This window comes from Mycobacteroides salmoniphilum (assembly GCF_004924335.1).
GTDB classification, from domain to species: domain Bacteria; phylum Actinomycetota; class Actinomycetes; order Mycobacteriales; family Mycobacteriaceae; genus Mycobacterium; species Mycobacterium salmoniphilum.
The window spans coordinates 406,121-432,139 of the sequence record NZ_CP024633.1; the positions used below are offsets into that span (position 1 = coordinate 406,121).

At 64.7% G+C, this 26,019-nt stretch carries 22 protein-coding genes and 1 riboswitch; of the genes, 9 read left to right on the forward strand and 13 right to left on the reverse strand.

Annotation, left to right across the window (positions count from 1 at the left end; all coding sequences use genetic code 11):
* Window positions 1-18: 18 nt before the first annotated feature.
* From DSM43276_RS02065 to DSM43276_RS02080, 4 genes are all read right to left on the reverse strand, one after another.
* Window positions 19-1,311, reverse strand: coding sequence for a polysaccharide biosynthesis protein (locus DSM43276_RS02065; protein ID WP_078330434.1), 1,293 nt, complete (start codon window positions 1,309-1,311; stop codon window positions 19-21).
* On the reverse strand, window positions 1,308-2,660 hold the full coding sequence (locus DSM43276_RS02070; RefSeq protein WP_078330433.1) for a M1 family metallopeptidase: 1,353 nt from the start codon (window positions 2,658-2,660) through the stop codon (window positions 1,308-1,310). Before DSM43276_RS02070 ends, DSM43276_RS02065 begins: the two co-directional genes overlap by 4 nt.
* Window positions 2,657-6,646 (reverse strand): Pls/PosA family non-ribosomal peptide synthetase, encoded by a 3,990-nt coding sequence (locus DSM43276_RS02075; protein WP_078330432.1) that lies wholly within the window; start codon window positions 6,644-6,646, stop codon window positions 2,657-2,659. Before DSM43276_RS02075 ends, DSM43276_RS02070 begins: the two co-directional genes overlap by 4 nt.
* 179 nt (window positions 6,647-6,825) lie before the next feature.
* Window positions 6,826-7,797, reverse strand: a complete 972-nt coding sequence (locus tag DSM43276_RS02080; protein ID WP_078330457.1) for a TerC family protein — start codon at window positions 7,795-7,797, stop codon at window positions 6,826-6,828.
* A gap of 257 nt (window positions 7,798-8,054) precedes the next feature.
* Window positions 8,055-8,199, forward strand: a riboswitch (SAM riboswitch).
* 32 nt (window positions 8,200-8,231) lie between these two features.
* Between DSM43276_RS02080 and DSM43276_RS02085 the strand changes: the two genes are divergently transcribed.
* The 4 genes from DSM43276_RS02085 (at window position 8,232) to DSM43276_RS02100 (ending at window position 12,644) form a co-directional block, all read left to right on the forward strand.
* The gene (locus tag DSM43276_RS02085; protein ID WP_078330456.1) at window positions 8,232-9,527 is read left to right on the forward strand and encodes an aminotransferase class V-fold PLP-dependent enzyme; all 1,296 of its coding nucleotides are present in this window, start codon (window positions 8,232-8,234) and stop codon (window positions 9,525-9,527) included.
* An 82-nt stretch (window positions 9,528-9,609) separates the two neighbouring features.
* Window positions 9,610-11,199 carry a flavin-containing monooxygenase gene (locus DSM43276_RS02090; RefSeq protein ID WP_078330431.1) on the forward strand — a complete coding sequence of 530 codons (1,590 nt, stop codon included), beginning with the start codon at window positions 9,610-9,612 and terminating at the stop codon, window positions 11,197-11,199.
* Window positions 11,196-12,155 (forward strand): SDR family NAD(P)-dependent oxidoreductase, encoded by a 960-nt coding sequence (locus DSM43276_RS02095; RefSeq protein ID WP_078330430.1) that lies wholly within the window; start codon window positions 11,196-11,198, stop codon window positions 12,153-12,155. The genes DSM43276_RS02090 and DSM43276_RS02095 overlap by 4 nt, the downstream gene beginning before the upstream one ends.
* A 69-nt stretch (window positions 12,156-12,224) precedes the next feature.
* Entirely contained in the window at window positions 12,225-12,644 is a 420-nt protein-coding gene (locus DSM43276_RS02100; RefSeq protein WP_078330455.1) for a hypothetical protein, read from the forward strand.
* A 3-nt stretch (window positions 12,645-12,647) separates the two neighbouring features.
* Here DSM43276_RS02100 and DSM43276_RS02105 read toward each other — a convergent pair whose 3' ends face one another.
* Entirely contained in the window at window positions 12,648-13,169 is a 522-nt protein-coding gene (locus DSM43276_RS02105) for a 2-oxo-4-hydroxy-4-carboxy-5-ureidoimidazoline decarboxylase (protein WP_078324591.1), read from the reverse strand.
* Between the two features lie 103 nt (window positions 13,170-13,272).
* On the opposite strand from DSM43276_RS02105, the gene DSM43276_RS02110 reads away from it, so the two are divergent.
* Window positions 13,273-13,959 carry an MmpS family transport accessory protein gene (locus tag DSM43276_RS02110; protein WP_078330429.1) on the forward strand — a complete coding sequence of 229 codons (687 nt, stop codon included), beginning with the start codon at window positions 13,273-13,275 and terminating at the stop codon, window positions 13,957-13,959.
* Here the strand turns inward: DSM43276_RS02110 and DSM43276_RS02115 are convergent.
* Window positions 13,956-14,444, reverse strand: a complete 489-nt coding sequence (locus DSM43276_RS02115; protein WP_078324593.1) for an inorganic diphosphatase — start codon at window positions 14,442-14,444, stop codon at window positions 13,956-13,958. The genes DSM43276_RS02110 and DSM43276_RS02115 overlap by 4 nt on opposite strands.
* Window positions 14,445-14,568: 124 nt before the next feature.
* On the opposite strand from DSM43276_RS02115, the gene dacB reads away from it, so the two are divergent.
* The 3 genes from dacB to tilS all read left to right on the forward strand — a co-directional run bounded on the left by dacB (window position 14,569) and on the right by tilS (window position 17,968).
* A complete protein-coding gene (dacB, locus tag DSM43276_RS02120) occupies window positions 14,569-15,966 on the forward strand; it encodes a D-alanyl-D-alanine carboxypeptidase/D-alanyl-D-alanine endopeptidase (protein ID WP_078330454.1) in 1,398 nt (465 codons plus the stop codon).
* Between the two features lie 68 nt (window positions 15,967-16,034).
* Window positions 16,035-17,036, forward strand: coding sequence for a zinc-dependent metalloprotease (locus DSM43276_RS02125; protein ID WP_169053084.1), 1,002 nt, complete (start codon window positions 16,035-16,037; stop codon window positions 17,034-17,036).
* A gap of 56 nt (window positions 17,037-17,092) precedes the next feature.
* Window positions 17,093-17,968 (forward strand): tRNA lysidine(34) synthetase TilS, encoded by an 876-nt coding sequence (gene tilS, locus DSM43276_RS02130; protein ID WP_169053025.1) that lies wholly within the window; start codon window positions 17,093-17,095, stop codon window positions 17,966-17,968.
* Window positions 17,969-17,977: 9 nt separating this feature from the next.
* On the opposite strand, the gene DSM43276_RS02135 is transcribed toward tilS, so the two are convergent.
* Window positions 17,978-19,474: a flavin-containing monooxygenase gene (locus tag DSM43276_RS02135; RefSeq protein ID WP_078330425.1), complete on the reverse strand. Its 1,497-nt coding sequence runs from the start codon at window positions 19,472-19,474 to the stop codon at window positions 17,978-17,980.
* 89 nt (window positions 19,475-19,563) lie between these two features.
* Here DSM43276_RS02135 and hpt point away from each other — a divergent pair, with 89 nt between their 5' ends.
* Window positions 19,564-20,145 (forward strand): hypoxanthine phosphoribosyltransferase, encoded by a 582-nt coding sequence (gene hpt, locus DSM43276_RS02140; protein WP_078324597.1) that lies wholly within the window; start codon window positions 19,564-19,566, stop codon window positions 20,143-20,145.
* A gap of 57 nt (window positions 20,146-20,202) precedes the next feature.
* Here hpt and DSM43276_RS02145 read toward each other — a convergent pair whose 3' ends face one another.
* The 6 genes from DSM43276_RS02145 to DSM43276_RS02170 form a co-directional block, all read right to left on the reverse strand.
* On the reverse strand, window positions 20,203-20,811 hold the full coding sequence (locus DSM43276_RS02145; RefSeq protein ID WP_078330423.1) for an SIMPL domain-containing protein: 609 nt from the start codon (window positions 20,809-20,811) through the stop codon (window positions 20,203-20,205).
* A 3-nt stretch (window positions 20,812-20,814) separates the two neighbouring features.
* On the reverse strand, window positions 20,815-21,564 hold the full coding sequence (locus DSM43276_RS02150; RefSeq protein WP_078330422.1) for an SIMPL domain-containing protein: 750 nt from the start codon (window positions 21,562-21,564) through the stop codon (window positions 20,815-20,817).
* A gap of 23 nt (window positions 21,565-21,587) precedes the next feature.
* On the reverse strand, window positions 21,588-22,619 hold the full coding sequence (locus DSM43276_RS02155) for a zinc-binding dehydrogenase (protein WP_078330421.1): 1,032 nt from the start codon (window positions 22,617-22,619) through the stop codon (window positions 21,588-21,590).
* Entirely contained in the window at window positions 22,619-23,836 is a 1,218-nt protein-coding gene (locus DSM43276_RS02160) for an LLM class flavin-dependent oxidoreductase (protein ID WP_078330420.1), read from the reverse strand. Before DSM43276_RS02160 ends, DSM43276_RS02155 begins: the two co-directional genes overlap by 1 nt.
* Window positions 23,833-24,798 carry an alpha/beta fold hydrolase gene (locus DSM43276_RS02165; RefSeq protein ID WP_078330419.1) on the reverse strand — a complete coding sequence of 322 codons (966 nt, stop codon included), beginning with the start codon at window positions 24,796-24,798 and terminating at the stop codon, window positions 23,833-23,835. Before DSM43276_RS02165 ends, DSM43276_RS02160 begins: the two co-directional genes overlap by 4 nt.
* A gap of 353 nt (window positions 24,799-25,151) precedes the next feature.
* A complete protein-coding gene (locus tag DSM43276_RS02170) occupies window positions 25,152-25,970 on the reverse strand; it encodes a Coq4 family protein (protein ID WP_078330418.1) in 819 nt (272 codons plus the stop codon).
* Window positions 25,971-26,019 lie beyond the last annotated feature (49 nt).

A 26,019-nucleotide genomic window follows, 5' to 3' on the forward strand; every position in this document is an offset into this window, starting at 1 on the left:
CGTATTGGGCTGCCCGCCTCAGTCGATGATGCCTTCGGTGGTCTCCGGGTCGCGCCAGAAGGCGAGTGCGGCCACATGCACGACGATTCCGACGACGGGCCCGCCTATCAACGCGATTACCGTCCGCTCCTCCAGTCCGAGAGGCAAGAGCAGCAGCAGCGCCGAGACCACGGTAGCCCCAACCCATCCCGCCGAGTAGGCGAGGTGCCGGGCATGGGCCACGGTGGCCGCCCCGGTGAGCGTCAACAAGGCGATCATCACCGCACCGGCGGTCAACCAGCCCAGCAGTGGGCCGCCCGCCTGGTATGCCGGATCGAACACCGTCCGCAGCAACCAGGGGCCAACGGTCGTGGCGAGCGCGATGCCTACCGCTCCGACGCCGGTGATGATGGCGGCCGGGGTGATGAGCGCACTGAGGCGCCGATCCCGCTCATCGACGAAATGGGCTATCAGGTTGCCCTGCAGCGCTGTCAGCGGCACCAGGAGCGGCGCACGGGTTAATGTGACGGCCAGGATCACCACGCCGCCGGTGGTGCCCAGATCGCCCGTCGTTGACTGCAACAGCACCGGGAACCCCATCACCAGTACCGCGCTGGCCGCGGCCGCGGCGATCGAATGCCGGGCGCCGCGCAGGAATTCCATGGTGTCAACGAGTGCGGGTACCGTGAGCGCCTCGCGGGTAGGTTTGGAGACCACGGTGAGTAGTAACCAGGACATCGATCCGGCCACTGTTGCCCACAGATACCCGACGAGCCCGATGGTGGCCACGAAGGTGACAACCGCCACCACCAAACGGATTCCCGCATCGGTCACCATGAGAACGCCGTACTGAGTCCATCGGCTCGACCCGGCCAGGGCGCCCAGGGTGGTCGCGTGCATACAGAACCCGGCGAGCCCGCCGGCCAGCAATGCCACGCTGAGCCAACGAAACTCGGTGAACACATGCGATGCCCACAGCGGTGCGGTACCGACGATCCCGACGGCAGAGGCGATGGCGAAGGCGACGGCGATCCTGATCGGCAGAGTGGTGGACAGCGGAGACCGCTCACGCTGCGCCAGCGAGAGCCGCACTTCGCGAGTGGTCTCTTGTAGTAGCCCATTGGCCGCGCCGGTCACCAAACCGAATGCGCCCCAGAAGACTCCGAACACCGAGAACAAAGCAGGACCCAGTTCGCGGGCCGCCAAGTACAGCACGGTGTAACCACAGATCGCGCTGATGGCGGTGGCAACACCGATTCGTGCGAAGCTGGAGCGGGCCGATGAGCCGCTCGGATGGAGAGGCTCAAACTCGGTGGGGCCGGCGTCGGTCACTTCCGGTCCAGGGGCGGGAGCTGTTTCTCGTATAGCCACGCGGTCCACAGCGGCCGCAGCGATTCGTCGGAGTAGCCGGCCGCCAGGCCCGTGAAGTCGTCGGTGATGACGGTGCTGTGTCGGTACCGCGTGGTCCAATCCTGCAGCAGCGCGAAGAATTTCGTGTCGCCGAGCCGTAATCGCAAGGCGTGCAATGTCAATGCTCCGCGCTTGTACACGCGATCGTCGAACATCAGTTGTGGGCCAGGGTCGGCCAGGATCAGATCTTGGGGGAGGTCTTTGAGTTTTTGATGATAGTGGCGGGAGCGGGCATCTGCCGATGGTCCACCGGACTCCTCGGACCACAGCCATTCGGCGTAACAGGCAAACCCTTCGTGGAGCCAGATGTCGCGCCAGCGGCGCGCGGTGACGCTGTTACCGAACCACTGGTGCGCCAGCTCATGCGCCACCAGTCGCTCGGAATGCCGTTCCCCGTCGCAATGGTTCGCACCGAACACCGAAATGCCCTGTGCCTCCAGGGGAATATCGAGTTCGTCATCGGTGACCACCACGGTGTACCCGGCGGCGAATGGGTACGGGCCGAACTGTTTGATGAACAGCTTCATCATCTGCGGCTGCCTGCCGAAGTCGTGGGTGAACCGCTCATACAGCCGCGACGGGAGCGCGGCGTTCATCGAGATCGGGTTCTTGGCGAGCTTGACGGTCTGGTAGTCCCCGATCTGCAGCGTCGCCAGATAGGGCGCCATCGGCTCGGGCTGCTCATACGTCCAGGTCGTGTGCGCGGCCCGGACCCGCCGTGATACCAACTCCCCGTTGGAGACAACGCAGTACGGGCTGTCGCTGCTGATGACAAACCGATAGCTTGCCTTGGAACTGGGGTGATCGTCGCACGGGAACCAGGACGCCGCGCCGTTCGGCTGCCCGGCCACCAGCACGCCGTTGGATAGCTCCTCGAACCCGACGTCTCCCCACATGCTGTTGATGGGGCGGGGTGATCCGCCGTATCGGATGACGATGGTCATGGCGGCTCCGGCGGGGATGCCGGTGGCCAGCTTGATGGTGATCTTTCCGCCACGATGCCCGAAATGTGTTGGACGCCTGCCATTCACGGTCACCTTCGAGACGCCGAGAGCGTCGGCGAGGTCGAGGGTGAACTCCTTGAGGGTGGCGAGGGTGACGGCGGTGATCGTTGCGGTACCGGTCAGCCGGTTGATGGCCACCTTGTATTCCAGGTCCAGCTCGTAGCGTGACACCCGATACCCGTAATTGCCGTTTTGTGGCAGATAGGGATCGATGATCGGAGGCCGTGGGGGGAGCCTTTTGGCCGCCTTTTTGCCTGGTTTGGTCATGCGGCCTTAGGCCCCTTGCCGCCCTTGGGCTTCTTCGGTGCCATGGGATCCAGCTTGCCCCATGGAGAAATGGGGTTGCCCTGCCACCGGGTGGACGGCGGTACAACGTCACCGCGGACCACGAGCGAGGCGGGACCGACGGTGGCGCCGGCCCCCAGTTCGGCGGCGGGCAGCGCGACGCAATGCGGTCCGAGGGTGGCACCCTCGCCCAGGACCACGGTGTCCATCCGCATGATCCGGTCGTGGAACAGATGTGTCTGCACCACGCAGCCACGGTTCACGGTTGCGCCCCTGCCCAGGGTCACCAGATCGGCCTCGGGGAGCCAGTACGTTTCGCACCACACTCCGCGGCCGATCTTTGCGCCCAGGCCACGCAGCCACCAGTTCTGCATCACCGTTCCCGACGCTGCACGCGCAAACCACACGGCAGCAACGGTTTCCACGAAGGTGTCGGCAACCTCGTTACGCCAGACGAACGAGGACCAGAGGGGTTTCTCCACAGCTTTGGTGCGCCCGACCACCACCCACTTGGCGACTACGCTCACCACGCCAGCCACGGCGCCGGCGATCAGCAGCACCACGCCACTGAGTGCGCCTGCGGCCCAGAAATTGAACCGGATGGCGATGGTCTGCAAGGCCAGAAGTACCCCGACTCCGATCCCGAACGTCACGATGATCGGGATGATGCGGCACGTCTCCACGATCCCCCGCATGACCTTGAGCCGGAACGGCGGCTCGAATGTCAGCGCGGAATCTGCGCCGTCAGCCTTGCGGCGTAGTCGCTTTGGTGGGCTACCGATCCACGAAGAACCCGACTTGGCCTTGTGGGGAGTCGCAGAGAGGACGGCGACCAGCGCGTCGTTGGGTACCTTGCGGCCCGGCTGGGTAATCCCCGAGTTCCCCAGAAATGCGCGCTTGCCGATTCGGGCCTTGGCGATGTGGATCCAACCGCCGCCCAACTCATAGGACGCGACCATGGTGTCGTCGGCAAGGAACGCGCCGTCGTCGACCTCGGTGAACTTCGGTATCAGCAGGGCTGTCGAAATCTCGGTGTCCTTGCCGATTTTCGCGCCCAGGATGCGCAGCCACCATGGGGTCAGTTGGCTGGCGTAGATGGGGAACAAGTAGTTACGGGCTGCGTCCATCAGGCGTTCGGTGGCCCACAGTTGCCATCCCTGCCGACTGCGGACGGGGTGATAGCCCTCGTGCACGCCGATCGACATCAGTCGCACCAGTGCAACGGTGATGGCGGCGTACACGATCACGCTGACCAGCGCCGCGCCGGGCGTCCAGATGAGCGCGGGCACCACGGCTTCACAAATCGTCGCAGTGTTTCGGATGCCAAAGGCCACCACGCCCAGCCCGGCGGCCAGCGCGAGCAAGGGCAGTCCGCCCAGCAGGATCGATGTCACCCCGTAGATCGGTACCCATTGCCCGGCTCGGGGCGGACGATAATCCGGCCATGGATGGCGGGCCTTGCCCGACTTCACGGCCGGTGAGCCCTTCCAGTACTGGCCGTTCTTGACTCTGCCGACGACACCGGAACCCGGTGCGACATCGGCGTTCTTGCCGATGACCGCTCCCGGTAGCAAGGTGGTGCGGGCTCCGACGGTGGCATCCTCGCCGATGACGATGGGGCCGACATGAAACTTGTCCCCGTCAACCCAATGCCCGGACAAGTCAACTTCAGGTTCGATGGAACTGCGGTTGCCAAGCTCGAGCCAACCCGTCACGGGCGGAGATGAATGCAGGTCGACACCATTACCCACACGTGCACCCAACGCCCTGGCGTAATACACCATCCACGGTGCGCCGGAAAGGTTCTCGGCGCCGCTGGCGGTGGCCAGCCGGTCGGCGATCCACACCCGCAGATGCACACTTCCGCCGCGCTCGTATATCCCGGGCTTGACCCCTGACAGCAGCAGTCGCGCCCCGACCACGGTGATACTCATGCGGCCCAGGGGGGTGATGAAGAGGACGAAGGCCGCCAGCAGCACCCACCAGTTGACCGTTACCAGCCATGGCACATCGCTGAACATTGCGAATACGTTGTTGGCCAAAGCGAGCCAGGTCGCCCATTGCAGACCCGTGAGGGTGGTCAGCGGAAGCGTTGCTACCACCTGCGCCAGCTCGGTCAGCCGCGGTACCGGCTTCACGATGCGGGGTTCGACCTCGACGGAAGGTGCCAGCTCATCCAGATAGGTGGCCAGCGATCCGAGCCGCGGCTGGTCGTACAGGTTCGCGACGGTCACCTGCGGGTAGCGCTGCCGCAACGCCGCGACCAGCTGCGCCGCGGAGAGCGATCCGCCACCGAGAGCGAAGAAGTCGGCCTCGGGCCCGTCGATCGTGGCCGCCAGGATGTCGCGCCACAATCCGGCGAGCCAGCCCATGGTGCCGCCCAGTTCGGCGGCGGCGTCATCGGTATCGGCTCCCGGCGGCGGCCACGGCAGCGCGTTGCGATCGACCTTTCCCGATGTGCGGGTGGGCAGTTCGTCAAGCTTCACGAGCCGCGGTACCAGTGCGGCGGGAAGCGACTCGGCCAGGCTCGCACGTGCTGCCGCGATGTCGAAGTTGGGGTCGGCGCTGGCGATGTAGCCGACCAGCAGCGGGGTGCCGCTTGCGGTCTTGCGCACCGCGGCCGCGCCGCCACTCACGCCGGGCAGGTTGACCAGCGCCGCATCCACCTCGCCGAGCTCGATACGGCGGCCACCGACCTTCACCTGGTCATCGGCGCGACCCTGGAAGTACAACCCGTCGGCTTCCAGGCGTACCAGGTCACCACTGCGGTAGGCCCGGGACCATCCCAAAGTGTGTAACGCAGCGTACTTTTCGGCGTCCTTTTCGGGATCGAGGTACTTGGCCAGGCCGATCCCGCCGATGACCAGCTCGCCGACCTCGCCGTAGCCGACCTGGTTGCCCTGCGCATCCACCACTGCCAGATCCCAGCCCGGAAGCGGTAACCCGATACTGACGGGGCTGACCCCGTCGAGCTGCGCGGCGCACGCGACCACGGTCGCCTCGGTGGGGCCGTAGGTGTTCCACACCTCGCGGGCGGCACCGTCTTCACCGGTGGCCAACCGTTCAGCCAGATCCGGAGGGCAGGCCTCACCGCCGAAAATCAGCAGCCGCACCGCCTCCAGCGCTTCTGCCGGCCACAGTGCGGCAAGGGTGGGCACCGTCGACACCACGGTGACATCTCGGGACACCAGCCACGGACCCAAATCCATGCCGCTGCGCACCAGGGATCGCGGCGCGGGCACCAGGCAGGCGCCGTAGCGCCACGCGAGCCACATCTCCTCGCAGGAGGCGTCGAAGGCCACGGAGAGTCCGGCGAGCACTCGGTCGTCGGGGCCAATCGGGTTGTCCTGTAGGAACATCTGTGCTTCGGCGTCGACAAAGGCGGCTGCGTTGCGATGTGTCACCGCGACGCCTTTGGGGGTGCCGGTGGAACCCGAGGTGAAAATGATCCACGCGTCATCGCGCGGTGTCGGTTTGGTGGCGCGCCAGCCTCGCGACGAACCGGGTCCACGAACGAGGCCGTCGGGGGTGATCACGGCGGCCACCTGCGCCTCACCGAACACCAGCGCCGCGCGTTCCTCGGGATCGTCGGCGTCGACGGGAACGTACGCGGCTCCCGCGGCCAGGGTCGCCAGGATCGCCACATAGAGCGAGTAACTGCCCGAGGGCATCCGGATGCCGACGCGATCACCGCGCCCGATTCCCCGAGTGCCGAGCCATTCGACACTTGCCTCGACGTCGACGAGGAGCTCGGAGTACGTGAGCTGGATGGTGCCGTCATCGATGGCGGGCGCGTCGGGGTGCTCCGCCGCGGTCGAGTAGAGGATGTCGATCAGCGTCCGGGCCGGAGGGGCTGACCTGCCGAGCAGGTACTGCGGAGGCACCGGGTGGGCCGGGGTGTCATGGGCGACGGGCTCGGAGGCCTCTTCGTGCGCGCGGTTGGTGGGTGACTCGTCGGGGCCGGTCACGCTGCTCCTCGTTAGTTTCCGCGTCGGTTTCTGTGGGCCTGGAGGGGTACCGCAGCGAGCCTATCGGTCCGGCTGCGGCTGGGCTCGCCGCCGCGCGGAAGTGGTCCGCCGGGCACGCTGACCCCATGTCCGCCAAGTTTGCCACGACGGGCCACGGACGATCCCTTCGGCGTGGAGCCCTAGGCCTCTTTGGCGGTGCGCCTGGTCTTGTACAGGCTGGCGACGGTGGTGATGAGCAGTGTCACGATGATCACCGCAAGGCTTGCCAACGTGGGGATCTCGGGCACATGCACCGGTTCGCCGCCGTTGAGGAAGGGCAGTTCGTTCTCGTGCAGCGCATGCAGGATCAGCTTGACGCCGATGAAGAACAGAATGAAGGCCAGCCCCTGCGACAGGTACACCAGACGCTTGAGCATGTCGCCGAGCAGGAAATACAGCTGGCGCAGACCCATGAGGGCGAACACGTTGGCGGTGAACACCAGGTAGGGCTCTTTGGTGAGCCCGTAGATCGCGGGGATTGAGTCGAGTGCGAAGAGAAGGTCGGTGGTGCCCAGCGCGACGATCACCAGGAACATCGGCGTCATCAGTCGAGTGCCGTTTTCCCGGACCCACAGGCGCAGGCCGTCCCACGTGTCGGTGGTCCGCAGGTGCTTGCGGGCGAACTGCACCACGGCGTTGTCGGCGTCGTCGTCATGCTCGGTGTCGCGTGCCAAGTTGACGGCGGTGTACACCAGGAACGCACCGAACAGGTAGAAGATCCAGGAGAACTGGTTGATGGCCACCGCGCCGAGGGCGATGAAGATGCCGCGGAAGATCAGCGCCAGGATGATGCCGATCAACAGCGCCTCTTGCTGATAGATCCGGGGCACCTTGAAGCTGGCCATGATGATCAAAAAGATGAACAGGTTGTCCACCGAGAGGCTGTACTCGGTGAGCCAGCCCGCGAAGAACTCCAGCCCGAACTGGCTGCCGTGGAAGAACCACACCCACAGACCGAATGCCACCGCAAGCCCGATGTAGATGCTGAGGGCGGTGGCGGTCTCGCGGACGGAGGGTTCATGGGGCCGCCTGCCGATCACCACGACGTCGACGAGCAAGATCGCGACCGTGACGGCCAGGGTGATGATCCATTCGAGCTGCGATATCTGCATGAAGTAACCTCCGGTCGCCAAAACGCCGGAGGTCTCTTCCGCCGGCAGGTGACCGGCCTGCGGCACCGACCGGTCCGACAATGGCCGATGTGATGACGACACCGCAGCGAAGGAATACTCCCCTCCACTAGCCAGTCTGCCCTATGGCGCGGGGATCGGAAAGTCGGGGCCGGACGCACGAGCTGACACCGCGGATTTGAAATCACCCTGCGTAATGCGCTTGACGGCGGCTGCGGCTGGCGAGCAGGCTACGCACAGGTCATGAGTACCAGCGATAAGCCCTGGCTAGCTGGTCGGCAACCCTCCTCCATGCTGTTTGTCTTCGCGCAAGCGGCTCATCCACGGCGGGGTGCTCCAGGTGACGACCTGGCCGCGCTCAACCGGGCGTGGCAAGCGTGGACTCGCCGGGCGGGTCCGGTGAGATGGGATGTCACATGTCAGTGTTCACACAGTCTGGGTCCGAGCAACCGGCTGCACGTGTTGTCGGAGCCGATACCAAAGTTCCTCTGGCTCAAGGTGGCTGGATCAGATACGCCAATTTTGACTACGCTGCCAGTGCACCCGCACTCTGCGATGTCGCGGATCGCGTCACCGAGCTGCTGCCGTACTACGCCAGTGTGCATCGTGGCGCCGGATACGCCTCACGCGTGTGCACGACCCTCTACGAGGGTGCCCGTGAGAAGGTGGGACGCTTCGTCGGTGCCGCCGCCGACCACCATGTGATCTTCACCCGCAACACCACCGACTCGCTGAATCTGCTCGCCTCGGCGGTGCCGGGTGAGGTGGTGGTTCTCGACATCGAGCACCACGCAAACCTGTTGACCTGGCAGCGATATGAGGCCCGAGTGGTCGAGCATCGAGCCACCGTCGCGGACACCGTCACCGCGCTGGCCGACGAGCTCGCCCGGCGGCCTGCCGCACTGCTGGCCGTCACCGGCGCTTCGAATGTCACCGGCGAGGTGCTGCCGTTGGCCGAACTCGCGGCCGTCGCGCACCGGTACGGAGCGAGAATCGCCGTCGACGGGGCACAGTTGGTTCCGCACCGCCGAATCGACTTGGCGGCAACCGGAATCGACTATCTCGCGTTCTCCGGGCACAAGCTGTATGCACCGTTCGGTACCGGAGTTCTTGTGGGGCAAAGTGACTGGCTCGACGCCGCGAGGCCCTATCTTGCGGGTGGTGGGGCGGTTCGCAATGTTGGTATCGACGGGGCCGAGTGGCTCGCGGGACCCCAGCGGCATGAGGCGGGCACGCCCAATGTGGTCGGCGTTGCCGCCGTGGCGGCTGCGTGCGAGGCATTGGCCGCGCTGGGGGACATAGGCCACGTCGAGGATGTGCTCACCGCTCAACTTCGGGAAGGGCTCGCCGCGATTGAAGGTGTTGACACCCTGAGCATTTGGAACAGTGGCCGTGACGTGCTGGGCATTGTGTCCTTCACTGTCACCGGATACACACCGTCGGTCGCTGCGGCCTATCTGTCGGCCGAACACGGAATCGGGCTGCGCGACGGCAGATTCTGCGCGCACCCGCTGCTGGCCAGGCTGGGCACCCCAGGGGGTGCGCTGCGCGCGAGTATCGGGCTGGGAACCACCGCGAGTGACATCACGCGCCTCGTCGATGCGATCGGTGAGCTCGTCCGCCACGGACCGGCGCTGACCTATACCGAGCGCGACGGGCAAGTCGGGCCGGTTGACGACAAGAGACCGCTCCCGGATTTCCTGGTGGCGTAGACACCGACACAGTATTCGTAACTCGTAATACGTGATACTTTCAGTTCGACACATCACAGGGTCGGACTGACAAGGACGTCGAATGACTAGTACACGTGTGCGGGGTAGTGAAGTCAACGGTGGGGAACGGGCTGTTCCCGACCATGAGGTCGTGATCATCGGAGCGGGCTTCGGCGGCATCGGCGCGGGTGTCGAGCTGACCAAAAGGGGTGTCCACGACTTCGTCATCCTGGAGAAGTGGGGTGCCGCCGGAGGCACCTGGCATGCCAACAAGTACCCAGGTGTGGCCGTGGACATCCCCACCTTTATCTACAGCTTCTCTTACGACCAGAAGACCACCTGGTCCAAGTTCTTCACGCCCGGTGACGAGCTTGAGGGGTACGCCAACGAACTCGTGGACAAGCATGAACTGCGCCGCAAGATCCGATTCAACACACGCGTGGTGCGTCAGGAATTTGATGAGGCGCACAACATGTGGACTCTTACTCTGGACGACGACAGTGCGATCACTGCCCGGCACGTGATCGCCGCGACAGGTGGCCTCGAGCAACCCAAGCTGCCCGAGATAGAAGGTATCGACTCCTATCAGGGGGTACTGATGCACACCGCGTTGTGGGACAAGGATATTCAGCTGGCCGGAAAACGAGTGGCTGTCATCGGCACCGGCGCCACCTCGCTGCAGCTGGTTCCAGAGATTGCCCCGGAGGTCGGCCATCTCACCGTCTTTCAGCGCACCCCCATCTACGTGGGGCCCAAGCCCGATCTGAAGTACAACGCGTTCTGGCGGGCGCTGTTCGGGTTCCCCGGTGTTGCCAAGGGTATTCGGCACGCCATCAACCTCAGTACCGCATACATTCCGGACGCGGTCTTCAAGCTCGACTCCAAATACGTCGAATCCGCCTCGATGGCCCTGGCGAACCGGATGCGCGGCTGGATGCGTACGCAGGTCGACGACCCGGTTACCCGAGAGAAGCTGCTGCCGTACTACGGGTTTGGCTGTAAGCGTCCCTCGTTCTCCAATACCTACCTCAAGACGTTCAACCGCCCCAACGTCGCCTTGGTGACCGAACCCATTCAACGAATCACCGAGAAGGGCCTGCTGACCGCGGATGGGGTCGAGCACGAAGTGGATGTGTTGATCTGCGCCACCGGGTTCGCGATCTGGGATCACATGCCGGCCTTCCCGACCGCCGGTCGGCGCGGCAAGGATCTGAAGCAGTTCTTCCAGGAGAACCGTTATCAGGCATACCAGGGTGTTTCGGTCCCGGATTACCCCAACTTCTTCCTTGTCCTCGGACCCTACGGATACGTCTTCGGGCCCTATCACATGCTGATCGAGTCGACCACCGCGCACGCGGCCCGGGTGATTGCGGAGACGAAGAAGCGTGGTGCTACCACCGCCGAGGTCAAGCAGGATGTGCACCAGGCCTACTTCGACAAGATGCACGCGCGCAATGAGAATCACCTGTGGCTCTCGCCGGCATGCTCGACGGCCAATACGTACTACATCGACAACCATGGTGATTCCCCCTTCCGCCCAGGCGGTTTCGGTGAAATGTACTTTCACAACAAGTACTTCCGGCTGGACAACTATCGGTACGGCACCGAGACGGTGGCGCCGGTAGTGGAGGCGGCGTCGAGGCGCAAGCGCAACAAGGAGGTTGTGGGATGAGACTGTTGCCGGGGCGCAAACCAGAACTTGTCGTCGTAACCGGAGCAGGGAGCGGCATCGGGCGAGCCATCGCTATCCAATTCGCACGGGGCGGTGCGGAGGTGGTGGCCTCCGATGTGGATCTGACGACCGCCCAGGAAACGGCGGCGATCATCCACCGGAAGGGGCATCGGGCGGTGGCTTTTCAGCTCGATGTCACCGATCCGGCGGCCTGGGAGCGGTTCGCTGATCAGGTGCGGGCCGAATACGGTGTCCCCGATGTGCTGGTGAACAACGCGGGCATCATGGTCGGCGGGCGCTTCTTCGATCTTGAGCAGGAGCACTGGGAAAAGCAGTTCCGGGTCAACGTATTCGGTGTCGCCTATGGCGGACGGGTCTTTGGCAAGCAGATGGCCGAACGTGGCCGCGGCGGTCAGATCGTCAATATCGCCTCGGCGGGGGCCATCACCCCGACGCCGATCTTCCCCGCCTATTCGGCCTCCAAGGCGGCGGTGAAGATGCTGAGCGAGTGTATGCGGATGGAGTTGGGTCCCAAGGGAATTGGCGTATCCGCGGTGTGTCCTGGCTTCATCAACACCAACATCGGGGTAAACGCCACCGTCGCCGGTCTGGACCTTCGCGATGATGTGCGTGAGCGTGCGAACAGCGCCATGAGGGCGTTCCAGTCCTCTGCCCCGATGCGGGTGCTGGACCAGCTGATCGGTCCCCCGCAGGTTGCGCGTGCCACGGTCCGCGCTGCCCGCTACAACTTTGCGGTGGCTCCGGTGCGTCCCGAGGCGTGGCTGGGCTACTTCTTGAGCAGGCTCCTGCCCGGTCTCAATCGACATTTCATGTATCCGATCCCGTACTGGCTCGGATTGGATATCGACACGCTCATGCCCAAGGTGCAACGTGTCATCGACAACCTGACCGAACGCAGCCCGTCGGCGCCGCTCACCGAGCAGCCGGCGGTGTGATCGGGGCTTATCGGCTCACCCGGAATTCAACGATGGCCATGCCCGGACCTCGTCGGTACCGTGGCGGCTGTGGCGACACAACATCAGACGTTTCGGGTTTTCACCGACGATGCTGCCGGCTGGCGTGAACTGACCAATGGAACGGGTGTTACCGCACGCGTCAACGCCCCTGATCTCAAACAGGCACAGCGGGCCCGGCATTCTCTGCGCACCGCGCGCAAGGACGCACCCGCGGTCATCCTGGATGTCTACGTGCACATCGAGACGGACTCGCGATCGGCGCGTAAGCATTTCGCGAGTCTGCGAGTTCCGTCGGCGGTCTCGTATGCGGGTACCCCGGAAGGGCTGGCGGGTTTGATCGCCGATATCTACCTGGCCGGCGTGGCCGACGGGGTAACGCTGATTCCGGCGTCGCCCACCACGGACATCGGTTGTGCCGCACACCGCGTATTCGCGTTGCTGCCCCAGCGGATACCGCTGGCGGCGTAGCGCTCACCAGTTGTCGTAACCGCCCTCGGGGCCGAGCATGCGCTCCAGCCGGGTGCGGTTGATCTTCGCGAGCTCGTTGCGCGTCACCTTGCGCTCGGTATCTACGTCGTGGTGCATGCGGTCGGAGATCGCGCGCAGCACCGAGGAGCCGTCCTGTCCGCACAGGTGCATGACGAAGCGATGACCGAAGTGGTGCTCGTATCGATGCGCTGCGGCCCGCAACGCGGCCATCATCCCTGGAGTCTCGTCGCGGATCGCGCACTGCTCGGCATGAGATCGTGCACTTCCCGGCCGTTTTCCCAACGCCGGATAGGCGATCAGCACCTCGTCCAGCGACTCCTCGGAGAGCGCGAACAACTCGTTGTCGGCGAGTCGGAACAGGGCATCATGGTCGGCGAACGGCCGCGCCGCGGCGATCTTCCGTGCCCAGGTCACGCTGCCACCACACTCGTACAGCGCGTGGACGGCTTTGGTATCGGGCATCTGGTTGAACGTGTCGCGGCCGATGCCCTGATGCATCAACATAGGACCATGATTCGGCGGGTCGCCGCTGTTCGCTAGAGGGGGACCGTGCATTTTGCAGGAGCTTAACGCGACGTAACATTGCACCCAGTAGGAGTGGGGGACAGTGACGGATCCAGCCTGGCAGCAGTACCCGCAGGAGCCGTGGCCGCCCGGCGGGCCGATTCCCTATCCCGAGGATCCGAAGCCCCCGAAATGGCCATGGACAGTCGCCGGAGTAAGCGTTCTGGCGGTGCTGGCGATAGCTCTGACAGCGATCTTGGTCATTACCCGCCGAACTGAGGTGGCAGCCCCGACGACGGTCACCGTCACCCCGTCGACCACGTGGACGGGGCCCAACGATGTCCCGTTGCCGTCGACAACCACGACCGAGCCGCCTCCGCCCTCACCACCCCCGCCGAACCCCAGCGCCGGTGTCGAGACCACACCAACGACCACCGAAGCGCCTCCGGTGCCCACCACGACCGAGGCGCCCAAGCCGGTGCCCACGACGGGTCAAGGTCCCAGGGGTTCCGGGACCGGCGGCAAGAGCGTCACCTACAGCGTGGGTGGTCAGGGCAGCGGGGTCAATGTCGCCTATATGACGGACAACGACTATGTGCGTGTGTCGAATATTTCGCAGCCGTGGGCGGTCTCGGTGACGGTTACACCTCGGGACGTTCCGCTGACCATGAATGTCACCATGGTCGGCGAGGGCACCATCAGCTGTTCCATCACCGTCGACGGAGTGACCGTCGCCCAAAGCAGCACCGACGTGTTCGCCGTCGTATGCCAGGCGCCTAGGCCGGGCTAGTGCCCCTGGGTCTTGAGGCGCTCGAACGACGCGATGACCTCGGCCTCGGCCTCGGTGCGGCCCACCCAGTCGGCAGCCTTGACGAACTTACCGGGCTCCAGGTCCTTGTAGTGGACGAAGAAGTGCTTGATGGCGTCCAGCTCGAAGGTCGACACATCGCCGATTTCCTGGATGTGATCCCACCGCGGGTCGCCTGCGGGCACACACAGCACCTTGTCGTCACCGCCGCCGTCGTCGACCATCTTGAACATGCCGACGGGCCGAGCCTCGACGATCACACCGGGGAAGACGGATTCGGGTAGCAGTACCAGCGCGTCCAGCGGATCGCCGTCCTCGCCGAGGGTGTTCTCGATGAAGCCGTAGTCGGCGGGGTAGGCCATCGGGGTGTAGAGGTAACGGTCCAGGCGTACGCGTCCGGTCTCGTGATCGACCTCGTACTTGTTGCGCTGCCCCTTGGGGATCTCGATGGTGACGTCGAACTCCACACCCGCTCCTTGAATGTCGGTGGTACTCAGTCGGTCGGTCTTCGCGCAAGCGCTCATCCATGTCCGCAGGCCTTCGGGCAAGCGCTCGTCCAGCGCGCACCAGGATAGCGATACCCTGCAGAGCATGGTCACCGCCAGGGCACTTGATCCGCGTCGCTGGCGGCGCTCTACCCACGGCCTGCTCGCCGTCGCCGTCGTGTTGGCGATTGCCGCGCTCGTTCTCGTGGCGTCGCTGACCACGGGAGCCTCCACCTCCGGCCAGTCGCAGAACGCCGATCCCGAACCGACGCTTGTCACCCCGAAACCGGGTGTCATGCCGGTTTCGGATTCGGCTCCGGTTCCGACGGCAGATGGTTTGGCACAAGCACTGGACAAGGCGCTGGCCGATCCGGCGCTGGCCATGTTCACCGGCCGGGTAACCGATGCACTGTCCGGCCGCGAGCTGTGGCAGCAGGGCTCCACCGTGCCGATGGTGCCCGCATCCACCAACAAGGTGCTGACCGCTGCGGCGGCGCTACTCACTCTTGATCGGGCCGCGAAAGTCACCACCTCGGTCGTGGCGGATACCGCGGGACAGCGGGGACTGGTGACATTGGTCGGCGGCGGCGACCCGATTCTGAGCGCGGCGCCGGCGGACGCCGACACCTGGTACCGCGACGCCGCGCGCATCAGTGATCTGGCCGACCAGGTACGTAAGTCGGGAGTCACGGTCACGTCGATCACGGTCGACATCAGCCGGTTTGGTGGGCCATCCATGGCGCCCGGATGGGACCCGGCCGATATCGACGGCGGCGACGTTGCGCCCATCCAGGCTGTGATGCTCGACGCCGGACGTACGCAACCGACTGACTACGACTCGCGTCGTTCCACCACCCCGGCACTCGACGCAGGCCGTGCACTCGCCGCGGCGCTCGGCGTCGATCCGGACATGGTGCGGCTGGACTCGGCGCCGCCGTCGGCGAAATCCATTGCCTCCGTTCAGTCAGCACCGCTGATGGAGCGGCTGCGGGAGATGATGAATGCCTCCGACAACGTCATGGCGGAGACCATTGGCCGCGAGGTGGCGCTGGCCTCGGGCCGGCCGCAGACCTTCTCCGGAACCGTCGATGCGGTCACGAGCCAATTGCGCAGCACAGGAATCGATCTCACGGGCCTGACGCTGCGTGATTCCAGCGGGTTGTCGGTGGACGACAGGGTCACCGCGCGCACCCTCAACGAGGTCATCGGTGCTGCCGCCGGCCCTGAACAGCCGAAGCTGCGCCCGCTGCTGGATGTGCTGCCCATCGCCGGTGGCAGTGGCACGTTGTCCGAACGCTTTGTCATCCAAAACCAAGCCGCGGCGGGATGGTTACGTGCCAAGACGGGATCGCTCACGGGCGTGAACACCCTGGCCGGCGTGGTCACCGACGTCAGCGGGCGGGTGCTGACTTTCACGCTGATGCAGAACCAGGCGACCGCGCCGACCGCGCGCAACGCGGTGGATAACACCGCAGCGGTACTGCGGTCATGCGGATGTAGCTGATGGCTGTGCCGGATCGCGTCGCGAAGGGCGGAGCCGGAGCCGAGCGCCGTGAACTGACGGTTGGCCGCATGGTCAACTGGGAGTTCGCCGCGACAGTGGGCGCCAAGCTCGCGCGGCCTGCGCCGCCCACCACCGAATACACCCGTCAGCAGGCCATCGCCGAGCTGTCGAATGCGGCGCGGCGTGCGGAGGCCCCGGTGCGTGAGCTCACCGGCCTGGCGGACGGTCTGGCGGTACCGGAGGCGCGAATCATCGATCGCCCCCGTTGGATCGCGGCGGCAGCCGAGTCCATGCGCGTGATGGCCGGGGGTGACGGCGGCTCCCCGGGGTTCCTGTCGGGCCGTGTCACCGGGGCGCAAACCGGCGCGGTACTGGCATTCGTGTCGTCGGGCATTCTCGGGCAGTACGACCCGTTCACCGCGGACGGTGCGGGTGCGTTGCTGCTGGTGTATCCCAACGTCATCGCAGTGGAACGCCAACTTCGGGTGCTGCCAAGCGATTTCCGGATGTGGGTGTGTCTGCACGAGGTAACGCATCGCGTGCAGTTCTCGGCTAATCCGTGGCTGGCGGACTACATGTCGGGCACCTTGGCGACTCTCGCGTATGAGCAAGAGGAGGACGTGGCCGGCATGCTTGGCAGGCTGGCCGAGTTTGTCCGCTCGCCGAAGGACCAGGGCGAGAACGGGATCGTCGATCTGCTGCGCGCCATGCAATCCGAAAGTGGCAGGGATGCACTAGATCGCCTGCTGGTGTTGGGCACACTGCTCGAAGGACATGCCGACCACGTCATGGACGCGGTGGGTCCGGCTGTTGTCCCATCGGTGTCCAGCATCAGATCCCGCTTCGAAGCACGACGTTCACGTAAACAGCCACCGTTGCAGCGGATTATCCGCGCCCTCATCGGCATGGACGCCAAGATGCGTCAGTACACCCGTGGTAAGAAGTTCGTCGACCACGTGGTGGGAAAGGTCGGGATGGAGCGCTTCAACACCATCTGGCGAGACGCCGAGACATTGCCCAAGCCCTCCGAGATCGATAATCCGGACCAATGGATCACCCGAGTTCTCTAGCGCTGCGTCGGGCCGTCAGAGTATTTGGTACTCAGCATCTTCCGGATGTGAAGCGCGTGGCCGTAGCAGTTTCGGGCGGCGCGGATTCACTGGCGCTCGCGGCGGCCACCGTCGCGCAGGGCTGGGTGGTGACCGCACTCATTGTCGATCACGGGCTGCAGCCGGGCTCCGTCGAGGTTGCGGCGCAAGCGCGGAGACAGGCACTGGCTCTGGGATGTGATCACGCATCGGTCCTTTCGGTGACCGTCGACGGCGCGGGTGGTCTGGAAGCGGCGGCGCGCGATGCCCGGTACGCCGCGCTGCACGGGGCCAGGGAGGGCCTGCCGGTACTGCTTGCCCATACTCTTGACGATCAAGCCGAAACGGTGCTGCTGGGACTGGGGCGAGGTTCCGGCGGGCGTTCCATTGCGGGAATGCGCCCCTGGGATGATCCGTGGGGGCGTCCACTTCTGGACATCCGCCGAACCGAGACACGCGCCACCTGTGCCGAATTGGGTGTGACCCCTTGGGAAGACCCCCACAATGTCGACTCCCGCTTCGTCCGGGTGCGGCTGCGTCACGAAGTACTGCCGCTGCTGGAGCAGGTTCTTGGCGGTGGCGTCGCCGAGGCACTTGCCCGAACCGCGGCGTCATTGCGTGACGACGGCGATGCGCTCGACGAGCAGGCGCGGGCAACCTTCCCCGGTGCGGGGTCCCTGGCGATCTCGGGTCTGCGTGACGTGACTCCCGCAGTGCGCCGACGGGTGATCAGGCTCTGGCTACTAGCCGGCGGCGCACAGGATTTGAATGACAGCCAGATTCGTGCGGTGGACGCGCTCATCGTGCAGTGGCGTGGGCAAGGCGGGGTTGCGGTGGGCGCCGACCTGCCGTACCAGCGCCTGGTGGCGTCCAGATCAGGTGACCATCTGGCGCTGTCGATTCACGATGTCTAACGAACCGGTCTAGGTGATGGCGAAGTCCTCGCGGATCGGCGAGGTGAGTGTGCGGCGATAGTCCACGGGAGGCCAGGGCCATAGCTCGGGTACTCCGTCGGCCCCCAAATACCAGCTGTCGCATCCGGTGGACCACACGGTGTTGGGCATCGCCCGGCGCACTTCGGCATTGAAGGTCTCCGCGGCGTGCGACGTGGGCGCCACCGATTGGACTCGGCCGGAACGGATCTCGTCGATCCAATGCATCGCGAATTTCACCTGTGTTTCGGCGATCGAGATGAGCGAGTTGTTACCGATCGGGCTGTTCGGGCCGATCAAGAGGAAGAAGTTCGGAAATCCGGCGAGGCCCACGGCCCGGTATGCGCGCGGTCCGTCACGCCATGCCTCGCTGAGCTTGATCCCGTCGCGCCCAATCACCTCCATGGGGCGCAAGTACGAGTGCGCGTCAAAACCTGTGGCGCACACCAAGATGTCAAGTTCATGCAGAACCCCATCCCTGGTGATGACGCCCTGCGGCACAATGCGTTCAATCCCCTCGGTGAGTACCGAGACATTGCGGCGTTGCACCGCTTTGAAGAACGGCACCGACATCACCAATCGGCGGCACAACGGCTCGTAGTCGGGATGCAGCTTCTCCCGCAGCGCCGGGTCGCGGATGAGCAGCCGATGCGATGCCCGCACGAATCCCTGGATGAGCCGCCGCCGGATTCCGGGGTTGACCACCGATCCGCCCACGCCGCGTTCAAAATAAAAGCGCCACAGGCGATAGGAAAACCTGTTCAGAATTGGCACGCGGGACCATATCGACTTCGACATCGCCGAATAGGTGAAGTTGGGAACCGGTGCGACCCATTGGGCCGACCGCTGGAACACCGCGAGACTCTGCACCTCTTCGGCGAGAGCGCTGATGATCTGGACTCCGGAGGATCCGGTACCGATGAGTCCGACCCGTTTCCCCGCGTACGGCACCGAGTGATCCCACCGCGCCGAGTGAAAACACGGACCGGCGAAGGTTCGCAGCCCGTCGATATCGGGGAGGCGTGGGAGATGCAGCACCCCGGTGGCGCTCACCACGACGTCGGCGGTGTCGCGGCTCCCATCGGAAAGCTCCAGTTCCCAGTGGGAATGGCCGGGCTCATCAACCCATTCGGCTCGGCTCACGGCCGCCCCGAAGCGTATGTTCCGGCGCAAACTCTGCTCGTCGGCGAATCTGACGAAGTACTGGTGGATCTCCGGGCCAGGCGAGAAGCCTTTGCTCCAATCGGGATTGGGGGCGAAGGAGTACGAGTAGTAGCGCGACGGTACATCGCACTGCAGACCCGGGTAGGTGTTGTCGCGCCAGGTTCCGCCGACCTCGTCCGCCTTCTCGTAGACGGTGAAGTTGGTGATACCCCGGTGCCGGAGGGTGGAGGCCATGCACAGACCGGACATGCCGGCCCCGATCACGACCACCCGGATATCGCGGGACGGCAGCTTTTCGCTTGCCCCGTAAGCGCCATTGCTCACGTTTCCATAGTGGCCTATTTCGTAAACAAAGTCACTAGCCAGTGTCTCCGGCTTGGAGAGCTAACGCCCTCCATGGCACGCTGTCGGTCGTGACCTGCGAACAGGATCAGGCATGTGGCGAGCAATATTGCGGCGACGTGAAGTCGGTGCTCCTCACTGAGGAGCAGATTCGCGTCAAGACTCAGGAGCTTGGCGCCGCTATCGGCGAGAAGTATCGCGACATTGAGGGTGACCTGCTGCTGGTGACCGTGCTCAAGGGCGCCGTCATGTTCGTGTCGGATTTGGCCCGTGCCATCCCGATCCCGACCCAGATGGAGTTCATGGCCGTCAGCTCCTATGGTTCGGCAACCTCGTCCTCCGGCGTGGTGCGCATTCTGAAAGACCTGGACCGGGACATCCAGGACCTGGACGTCCTGATTGTTGAGGACATCATCGATTCGGGTCTCACCCTGAGCTGGCTGATGCGCAACCTCGCCTCACGCGGGCCGCGCTCGCTCAACGTGGTCTCGTTACTGCGTAAGCCGGAGGCCAAGAAGGTCGATGTCGACGTGGCCCTTGTCGGCTTCGAAATCCCCAACGAGTTCGTGGTGGGTTACGGGCTGGACTACGGCGAGCGCTATCGCGACCTGCCCTTCATCGGCACGCTGCACCCGCGCGTCTACACCGACTAACTGTCTCTGCCGGTCTTCGCGCGGGCGCTCATCGCCTGCCGGTCTTCGCGCGGGCGCTCATCCCAGCTCCCACGTGACGGTGATCTCGGCGCTGACGGTCTGCTGGCCCGCCTCTGCCGGTGGTCCACCCGCCGCCCGCAACATCGCGAACTCGGCACGCGGGGAAGGGCTCGAGTGGCCGCCGGTCTCGTCGATACGCAGGACCTTCCCGAGCGTGCCACCGGAGAGGGTGGCGTACTGCTCGGCCCGGGCCTTCGCATCGGCGAACGCCCGCTCGCGCGCCTGTGTGGACAGACCGCTGCTGTCCTGCAGATCGAAGCTGACCCCGGAGAGCTGTGCGGCTTCACCTCCCGCCGTGACCGCCTTGTCCAGAACGTCGGACACCTTCGACAGTTCGCGGACGGTGATCCGTACCGAGTTGTCGGCGGCGTACCCGGTGATCCGGTTGCCGTCGAACTGCGGGTGCACCGACATCCAGGCGGTCCGGACATCCTCGGCCGCCACCCCCGAGTCGAGCACCGCATCGATCACCGCACGGGCCTTCGCCTTCACCTCGGCCATCACCCCGGCGATGCGGCGCGAGCGCACCGAAACGCCGACGGTGGCCATGAACACGTCGGGACTCCCGCTGGCCTCTCCGTGGCCGACAACCGTGATGTCACCCATGGTCTAAGTCAGCTCCCAGATGACGCTTACCTCGAATGTCACCGTCTGCTGCCCGGGTTCCAGCGGTGGCGCGAACGAGGCGTCTGCCGGCATGGGGGCCCGCTTGCCCATCATCGGCGCCGGGGGAGGCACCGAACCATGGGACTCATCGATCCGCAGCACCTTGCCCAGCGTGGAGCCAGACAGCCCGGCGTACTGCTCGGCACGGGCCTTGGCGTCGTTGAAGGCGCGCTCCCGCGCACCCTTGACCAGGTCGGCGTCGTTGTCGAGATCGAAGCTGACCCCGGAGAGGCGTGCCGCGTCGCCACCGGCTTGCACGGCCTTATCCAGCACTTCAGAGGCCTTCTTGAGATCGCGGACGTTGATGCGTACGGAGTTGGTGGCGTTGTACCCGGTGATACGCGCGGGACCACCCTGCGGGTACGTCTGTTCCGGCTGGATGGACAGCTCGTTGGTCTGTACGTCCTCCCGGGCCACTCCGGTCCCGACCACGGCGTCGATGACGGCTTGGGCCTTCTCGCTGGCCTGAGACAGTGCACCGGATACGTCCTTGGCGGTCACCGATACGCCCACGTCGGCGCGCAGGACATCAGGTGCGCCCTTGACCTCGCCCTTCCCGACGACCGTGACGTTACGAGTGGACTCGGGGCTGCCGGTGGAATCGTCACCGCAGCCGGCGAGGAGCACGGCCATCGCCGCGGCGCCAGCCACCGCCGTTGTCCGGGTCAGTGCTTTCCGTCTTAGTACCCGCATGTCACTTCCTGCCTCCCCAACCTTTACGGCACCACCAAGATCTTGCAGTGGTGCCCCGGATTACCGAGATCGGCAAATGCCGACCCGACATCTTCCAGACCTACCTCACCCGTGACGAGGTGCGCAACATCGATCTCGCCGTGCGCGATTCGCCGCAGCGTTTCGGCGAACTCTGCCGGGTCGTAGGCGAGCACGAATTGGAGCGCAACTTCCTTGGCGATCCCGAAGTATGGCGTGATGGCATCGGGTTCCATACAGACGCCGACCACCACCACCCGCGAGCTGTGCGGTGCGTCCCGCAGCACGGCGTTGAGGATGCCCGGTACCCCGACGGCCTCGAAGATCACCGGTGCGCCCTTGCCGACCCGGGACCACGCCTCGAAGGTGGGCTCGGCGCTGGGGTCGACGACCTCATGTGCCCCCATGAGTCGGGCCAGATCGCGCCGGGCCGGGGAGAAGTCGGCGGCGACGATCGGCTCGATGCCCACGTTATGCAGGGCGGCTATCACCGCTATTCCGACCGGGCCGCATCCGATGACGATCGCTCCGGTGCCCGGCTGGATGCTCGATTTGTTGACGGCGTGCAGACCGACCGCCATCGGTTCAGTCAGCGCCGCGTGCCTGGGGTCAAGGCCGTTGGGTATGGGCAGCAGCAACGGCGCGCTCAGCAGCATCTGCTCGGCGTAGCCCCCGAGCGTGCTGTTGCTATAGACGATGGGTTCGATTCCCCTGGCGGACAGCAAAATCGGAATCGAAGTGACTGCGGTCCCGGGGGTGGGAGCTTGGGTCCCCGGTCCGGCCTCGATCACTTCCGCCGCGAACTCGTGCCCCATGAACACGTCGGCCGCAAGGTCGACGCCATCGGTCAGGCTGGGCATGCCCGCCATTTGCCCCGACAGTTCGATGGCCTGGGCCCCGTGTTTTGCGAAATGCAGATCGGATCCGCAGATTCCGCAAGCGGAGACCTTGACGAGCACCTGGCCTTCTCCGGGCACCGGGTCGGCCACGTCGTCCCGGTAGATCATCGCGCCGTTGCGCAGTACTGATGCGCGCATTAGATCGAATCCTTCACTGAGTCATCTGCTTTTCGCGCAGGCCGCCCATCGTTGACGTGCTCGCCGATGGCCTTGGCGACGGCCTCGCCGGCGCGCCCCAGCAGCTCGCCCCGCTTGGCCTGTGCCCAATCGTGCGAGACCCTGGCGGCGGCGAGTTGGCCGGTGAAATGTGGAATCACCTTGCGGGAAAACAGCTCATAGGATTTGAACGTTGCTTCCGGCGAGGCCCAGTCGTGGCCGAGCATCAGGAAGGTGCCGAATCCGCCCGATGTGTCGAGCAGGCCCTGGATGTAGTCGATGGCATCGTCGGGTGTCCCGATGCAGCAGTTTCCTTCTTCCACATAGGCCTTGACGAATTCATGTGGGTCCTGATGCGCACCGTCAACGTCGTTCGCGAGGGGCAGCACCCCCACCGCTCCGAAATAGTGCGCGTAGTCCGGCAGACCATAGGTGCAATCCTCGATGGCCTGCTCACGGGTTTCGGCCAGGTGCATGATGCCGAGCACCCGCCACGTCGAACGGTCCGGTTCGGGATGGCCGTGGGCCGCCGCCTGCTCGCGTACCACCTCCCACGCGTTTTCCAGCGCCGCGAATCCGCCTGGGATGGACGCCGACAACGACAGCAGCCCCGCGCCGAGTTTCCCGGCCAGTCGGGGACCCGACGGGGAAAACATCGCTGCAGTAAGGATTTCCGGGTAAGGGTGGGTGTAGGGCCGCAGTTGCAGCTGCGCGTCCCGCAGGGTGAACCAGGATGTTTGGCGGCTTATGCGTTCTTCCGGTGCCGCGCGCAGCAGCGCCATGATCGCTTCCAGCGACTCTTCCTGCATCTGTCGCTGATCCACCGGGTCGATGCCCATCATGTACGCGTCGGTCGGCAGCGCGCCCGGTCCGGTGCCGAAGATGACGCGGCCTCGAGTGATGTGGTCCAACAGAATCCAGCGATCCAGCACCATCAACGGATGGTGATAGGGCAGCGAAACCACTCCCGTGCCCAGTCTGATGTGCTTGGTGCGCTCGGCAGCGGTGGCGATGAAGACCTCGGGGCAGGAGATCAATTCGTAGCCGCCGGAGTGATGCTCACCGAACCATGCCTCGTCATAGCCCAGGCGGTCCAGAGCTACCACTCGGTCTAGGTCGTACTCCAGTGCGGTGGTGGGATTTTGGCCGACTGGGTGAAACGGTGTGATGAAGGCACCAAATCGCAGCGGGGGGCTCATCGGGCAACCTCGTGCAGGAATTCCAACAGTGCGGCATTGACCTCGTCCGGACGCTCCTGCTGAATCCAGTGTCCGGCGCCTTCGATCAGGATGTCACCCCGGTTGTCGATCCGGTGCTTTGCACTCCCCGCGTGGTCAGTGAAACCCAGGACCGGGTCGGCGGCACCTGCAATGAATAGCGACGGTACAACAACATTCGCACCGGCAAGCCGTTCAGTAAGCGCCCAGTTGCGGTCGAAGTTCCGGTACCAGTTGAGTCCGCCGGTGAAGCCGGTGCGGGTGAATTCTATGATGTAGTGGTCCAATTCGGCCTGACTCAGCCATTCGGGAAGCTGGCCGGGGTCGGTCATGCGCTCGATGAATCCGGCCGGACCGGGTGCGATCATCGTCGTACCGTCGATATGGGCCATTCCGGCCATCATGCGCTTCATGGTGGCCGATGGGTCGCGATCGAGTTCGGCATCGGCGACCCCCGGCTCCTGGAAGTACAGGATGTAGAAGAAGTTTTCGCCGAACAGCCTTTTCCATGCCTGCGTGGGAGTCACCTGGCTGCGTCGGGTGAAGGGGACGGAAAGACCGGCGACGCCCGCGACGCGCTCGGGCACGGCGAGCGCGGTATGCCACGTGACGACGGCGCCCCAATCGTGCCCGACGAATGTCGCCTTGCCGGCGCCTACTTCGTCGAGGATGCCGAGCAGGTCATCGGACAGTGCTTCGATGTTGTAGTCATCGATATGTGCGGGCCTGCTCGACCTGCCGTAACCCCGCTGATCGGGTGCGATGACGTGATATCCGGCGGCGGCGAGCGCCGGAATCTGGTGGCGCCAGGAATATGCCAGCTCGGGGAAGCCATGAGCCAGAAGGACTACCGGCTGGCCGGGTTCACCTGCCTCGACGATGCGCAGGTGCACGCCGTTTGTGGCGATGTCACGTTCCCGGATATCCACAGCGGCATCGGTCATGAGCGCATTCTCACCTTCTGAGGGCGGCCAACAGCGTTGTTGTCGCTTCTTCGCCGGAGAGGCTCATCAGCGTCGTGATTGCCACTAAACCACAATGCGCAATTGCCGACCAGGGATGCCGATTGTCGGCCGCACCGGATCGATGGCGTCTACCGCCACGCTCGACGGTGTCGCGTTCGTGAGTCTTCACATATTAGACATTTCGGCGATCTTGTCGTCGGCTGTGAATCGCTTTGGTCCACGCTGGTGATGGCTGGGAAAGTCTTGGGGCGGCGCTGGACGAGCCTCGAGGTGTTCCGACTGGTCAAGGCCGGATGATCGTCGCGGACGAATCATGTTGAGGTGGTTACATTTCAGGCTGCGATGGGGCCCGCGGCGAGGATGCGCTCGTAGTTCCACGGGGTTGGTGGCTTGATGGACGGCGGCGTCCATTCGGTGGTCCACCTACCTTGCGGATGTGCCACCTCGACCGGACTCACACCGAGGCTCGACTGGGCCTCGCGATAGGGCAATTCGAGCAGCTCCTCCCAGGGGGCGGCCATCAGCAGGTCGGCACGACGGCCGCGCTCCACCGCCTGGCGGTAGTAACGGAGTTTGAACGGCGCGGATGCGCCCGGCAGGGTGAGGGCACCGAGCATCCCCAGTTTCTCCAGCGGGCCTGCGGGTTCCATTTGGCCGCAATGGAACCCGATATTGGCCATTTCGCCGGCGATGTCGGGACCGTAGCCGCCGATGGTGTGGAACATGTCGTGGAGGGCGGTGCCCCTCATAATCATGTAGTAAAAATCCTCGTCCCAGTTGTTCTTCTCGGCGATCGGTCTGATGATGCTGGATTCACCGAAGACGCCCGCGTCGAGCTTGTTGGTGCTCAGGAACGACAGGTACGCGTGCCCCAGGCTGCCGAATGGCAGCGAGTTCAGATACTCCTCGTCGTTGAGTACGGCGAGCAGGTCTGGTTTGTGCTTGAACAGCTTTCGGCCGTTCGGATGGGAGCGCACCTGATGGTAGGCGCGCGCGAAGACGGGCGCCTCCATTCCGAGGAAGGCCTCGTAGATATCGCCGTGATATTTGGCGTTGATCAGCATGCGCCAAGCCTTCAGCCAGGGAGTCCACGTCGCGCGGTCTGGTACGACACCGCCGGGATTAGAGTATTTGGCCAGGTTGTTCAGCATGCAACCAATAATAGGCAGATCTTATGAAGTGTCAATATATTGTTGTGAG

Bases quoted from the DNA above. Each gene is read 5' to 3' on its own strand.
- DSM43276_RS02070 (WP_078330433.1), bottom strand. From the start codon at position 2,660: ATGACCAAACCAGGCAAAAAGGCGGCCAAAAGGCTCCCCCCACGGCCT.
- DSM43276_RS02080 (WP_078330457.1), bottom strand. From the start codon at position 7,797: ATGCAGATATCGCAGCTCGAATGGATCATCACCCTGGCCGTCACGGTC.
- DSM43276_RS02085 (WP_078330456.1), top strand. From the start codon at position 8,232: ATGTCAGTGTTCACACAGTCTGGGTCCGAGCAACCGGCTGCACGTGTT.
- DSM43276_RS02090 (WP_078330431.1), top strand. From the start codon at position 9,610: ATGACTAGTACACGTGTGCGGGGTAGTGAAGTCAACGGTGGGGAACGG.
- DSM43276_RS02095 (WP_078330430.1), top strand. From the start codon at position 11,196: ATGAGACTGTTGCCGGGGCGCAAACCAGAACTTGTCGTCGTAACCGGA.
- DSM43276_RS02105 (WP_078324591.1), bottom strand. From the start codon at position 13,169: ATGTTGATGCATCAGGGCATCGGCCGCGACACGTTCAACCAGATGCCC.
- dacB (WP_078330454.1), top strand. From the start codon at position 14,569: ATGGTCACCGCCAGGGCACTTGATCCGCGTCGCTGGCGGCGCTCTACC.
- DSM43276_RS02125 (WP_169053084.1), top strand. From the start codon at position 16,035: ATGGTCAACTGGGAGTTCGCCGCGACAGTGGGCGCCAAGCTCGCGCGG.
- DSM43276_RS02145 (WP_078330423.1), bottom strand. From the start codon at position 20,811: ATGGGTGACATCACGGTTGTCGGCCACGGAGAGGCCAGCGGGAGTCCC.
- DSM43276_RS02150 (WP_078330422.1), bottom strand. From the start codon at position 21,564: ATGCGGGTACTAAGACGGAAAGCACTGACCCGGACAACGGCGGTGGCT.
- DSM43276_RS02155 (WP_078330421.1), bottom strand. From the start codon at position 22,619: ATGCGCGCATCAGTACTGCGCAACGGCGCGATGATCTACCGGGACGAC.
- DSM43276_RS02160 (WP_078330420.1), bottom strand. From the start codon at position 23,836: ATGAGCCCCCCGCTGCGATTTGGTGCCTTCATCACACCGTTTCACCCA.
- DSM43276_RS02165 (WP_078330419.1), bottom strand. From the start codon at position 24,798: ATGACCGATGCCGCTGTGGATATCCGGGAACGTGACATCGCCACAAAC.
- DSM43276_RS02170 (WP_078330418.1), bottom strand. From the start codon at position 25,970: ATGCTGAACAACCTGGCCAAATACTCTAATCCCGGCGGTGTCGTACCA.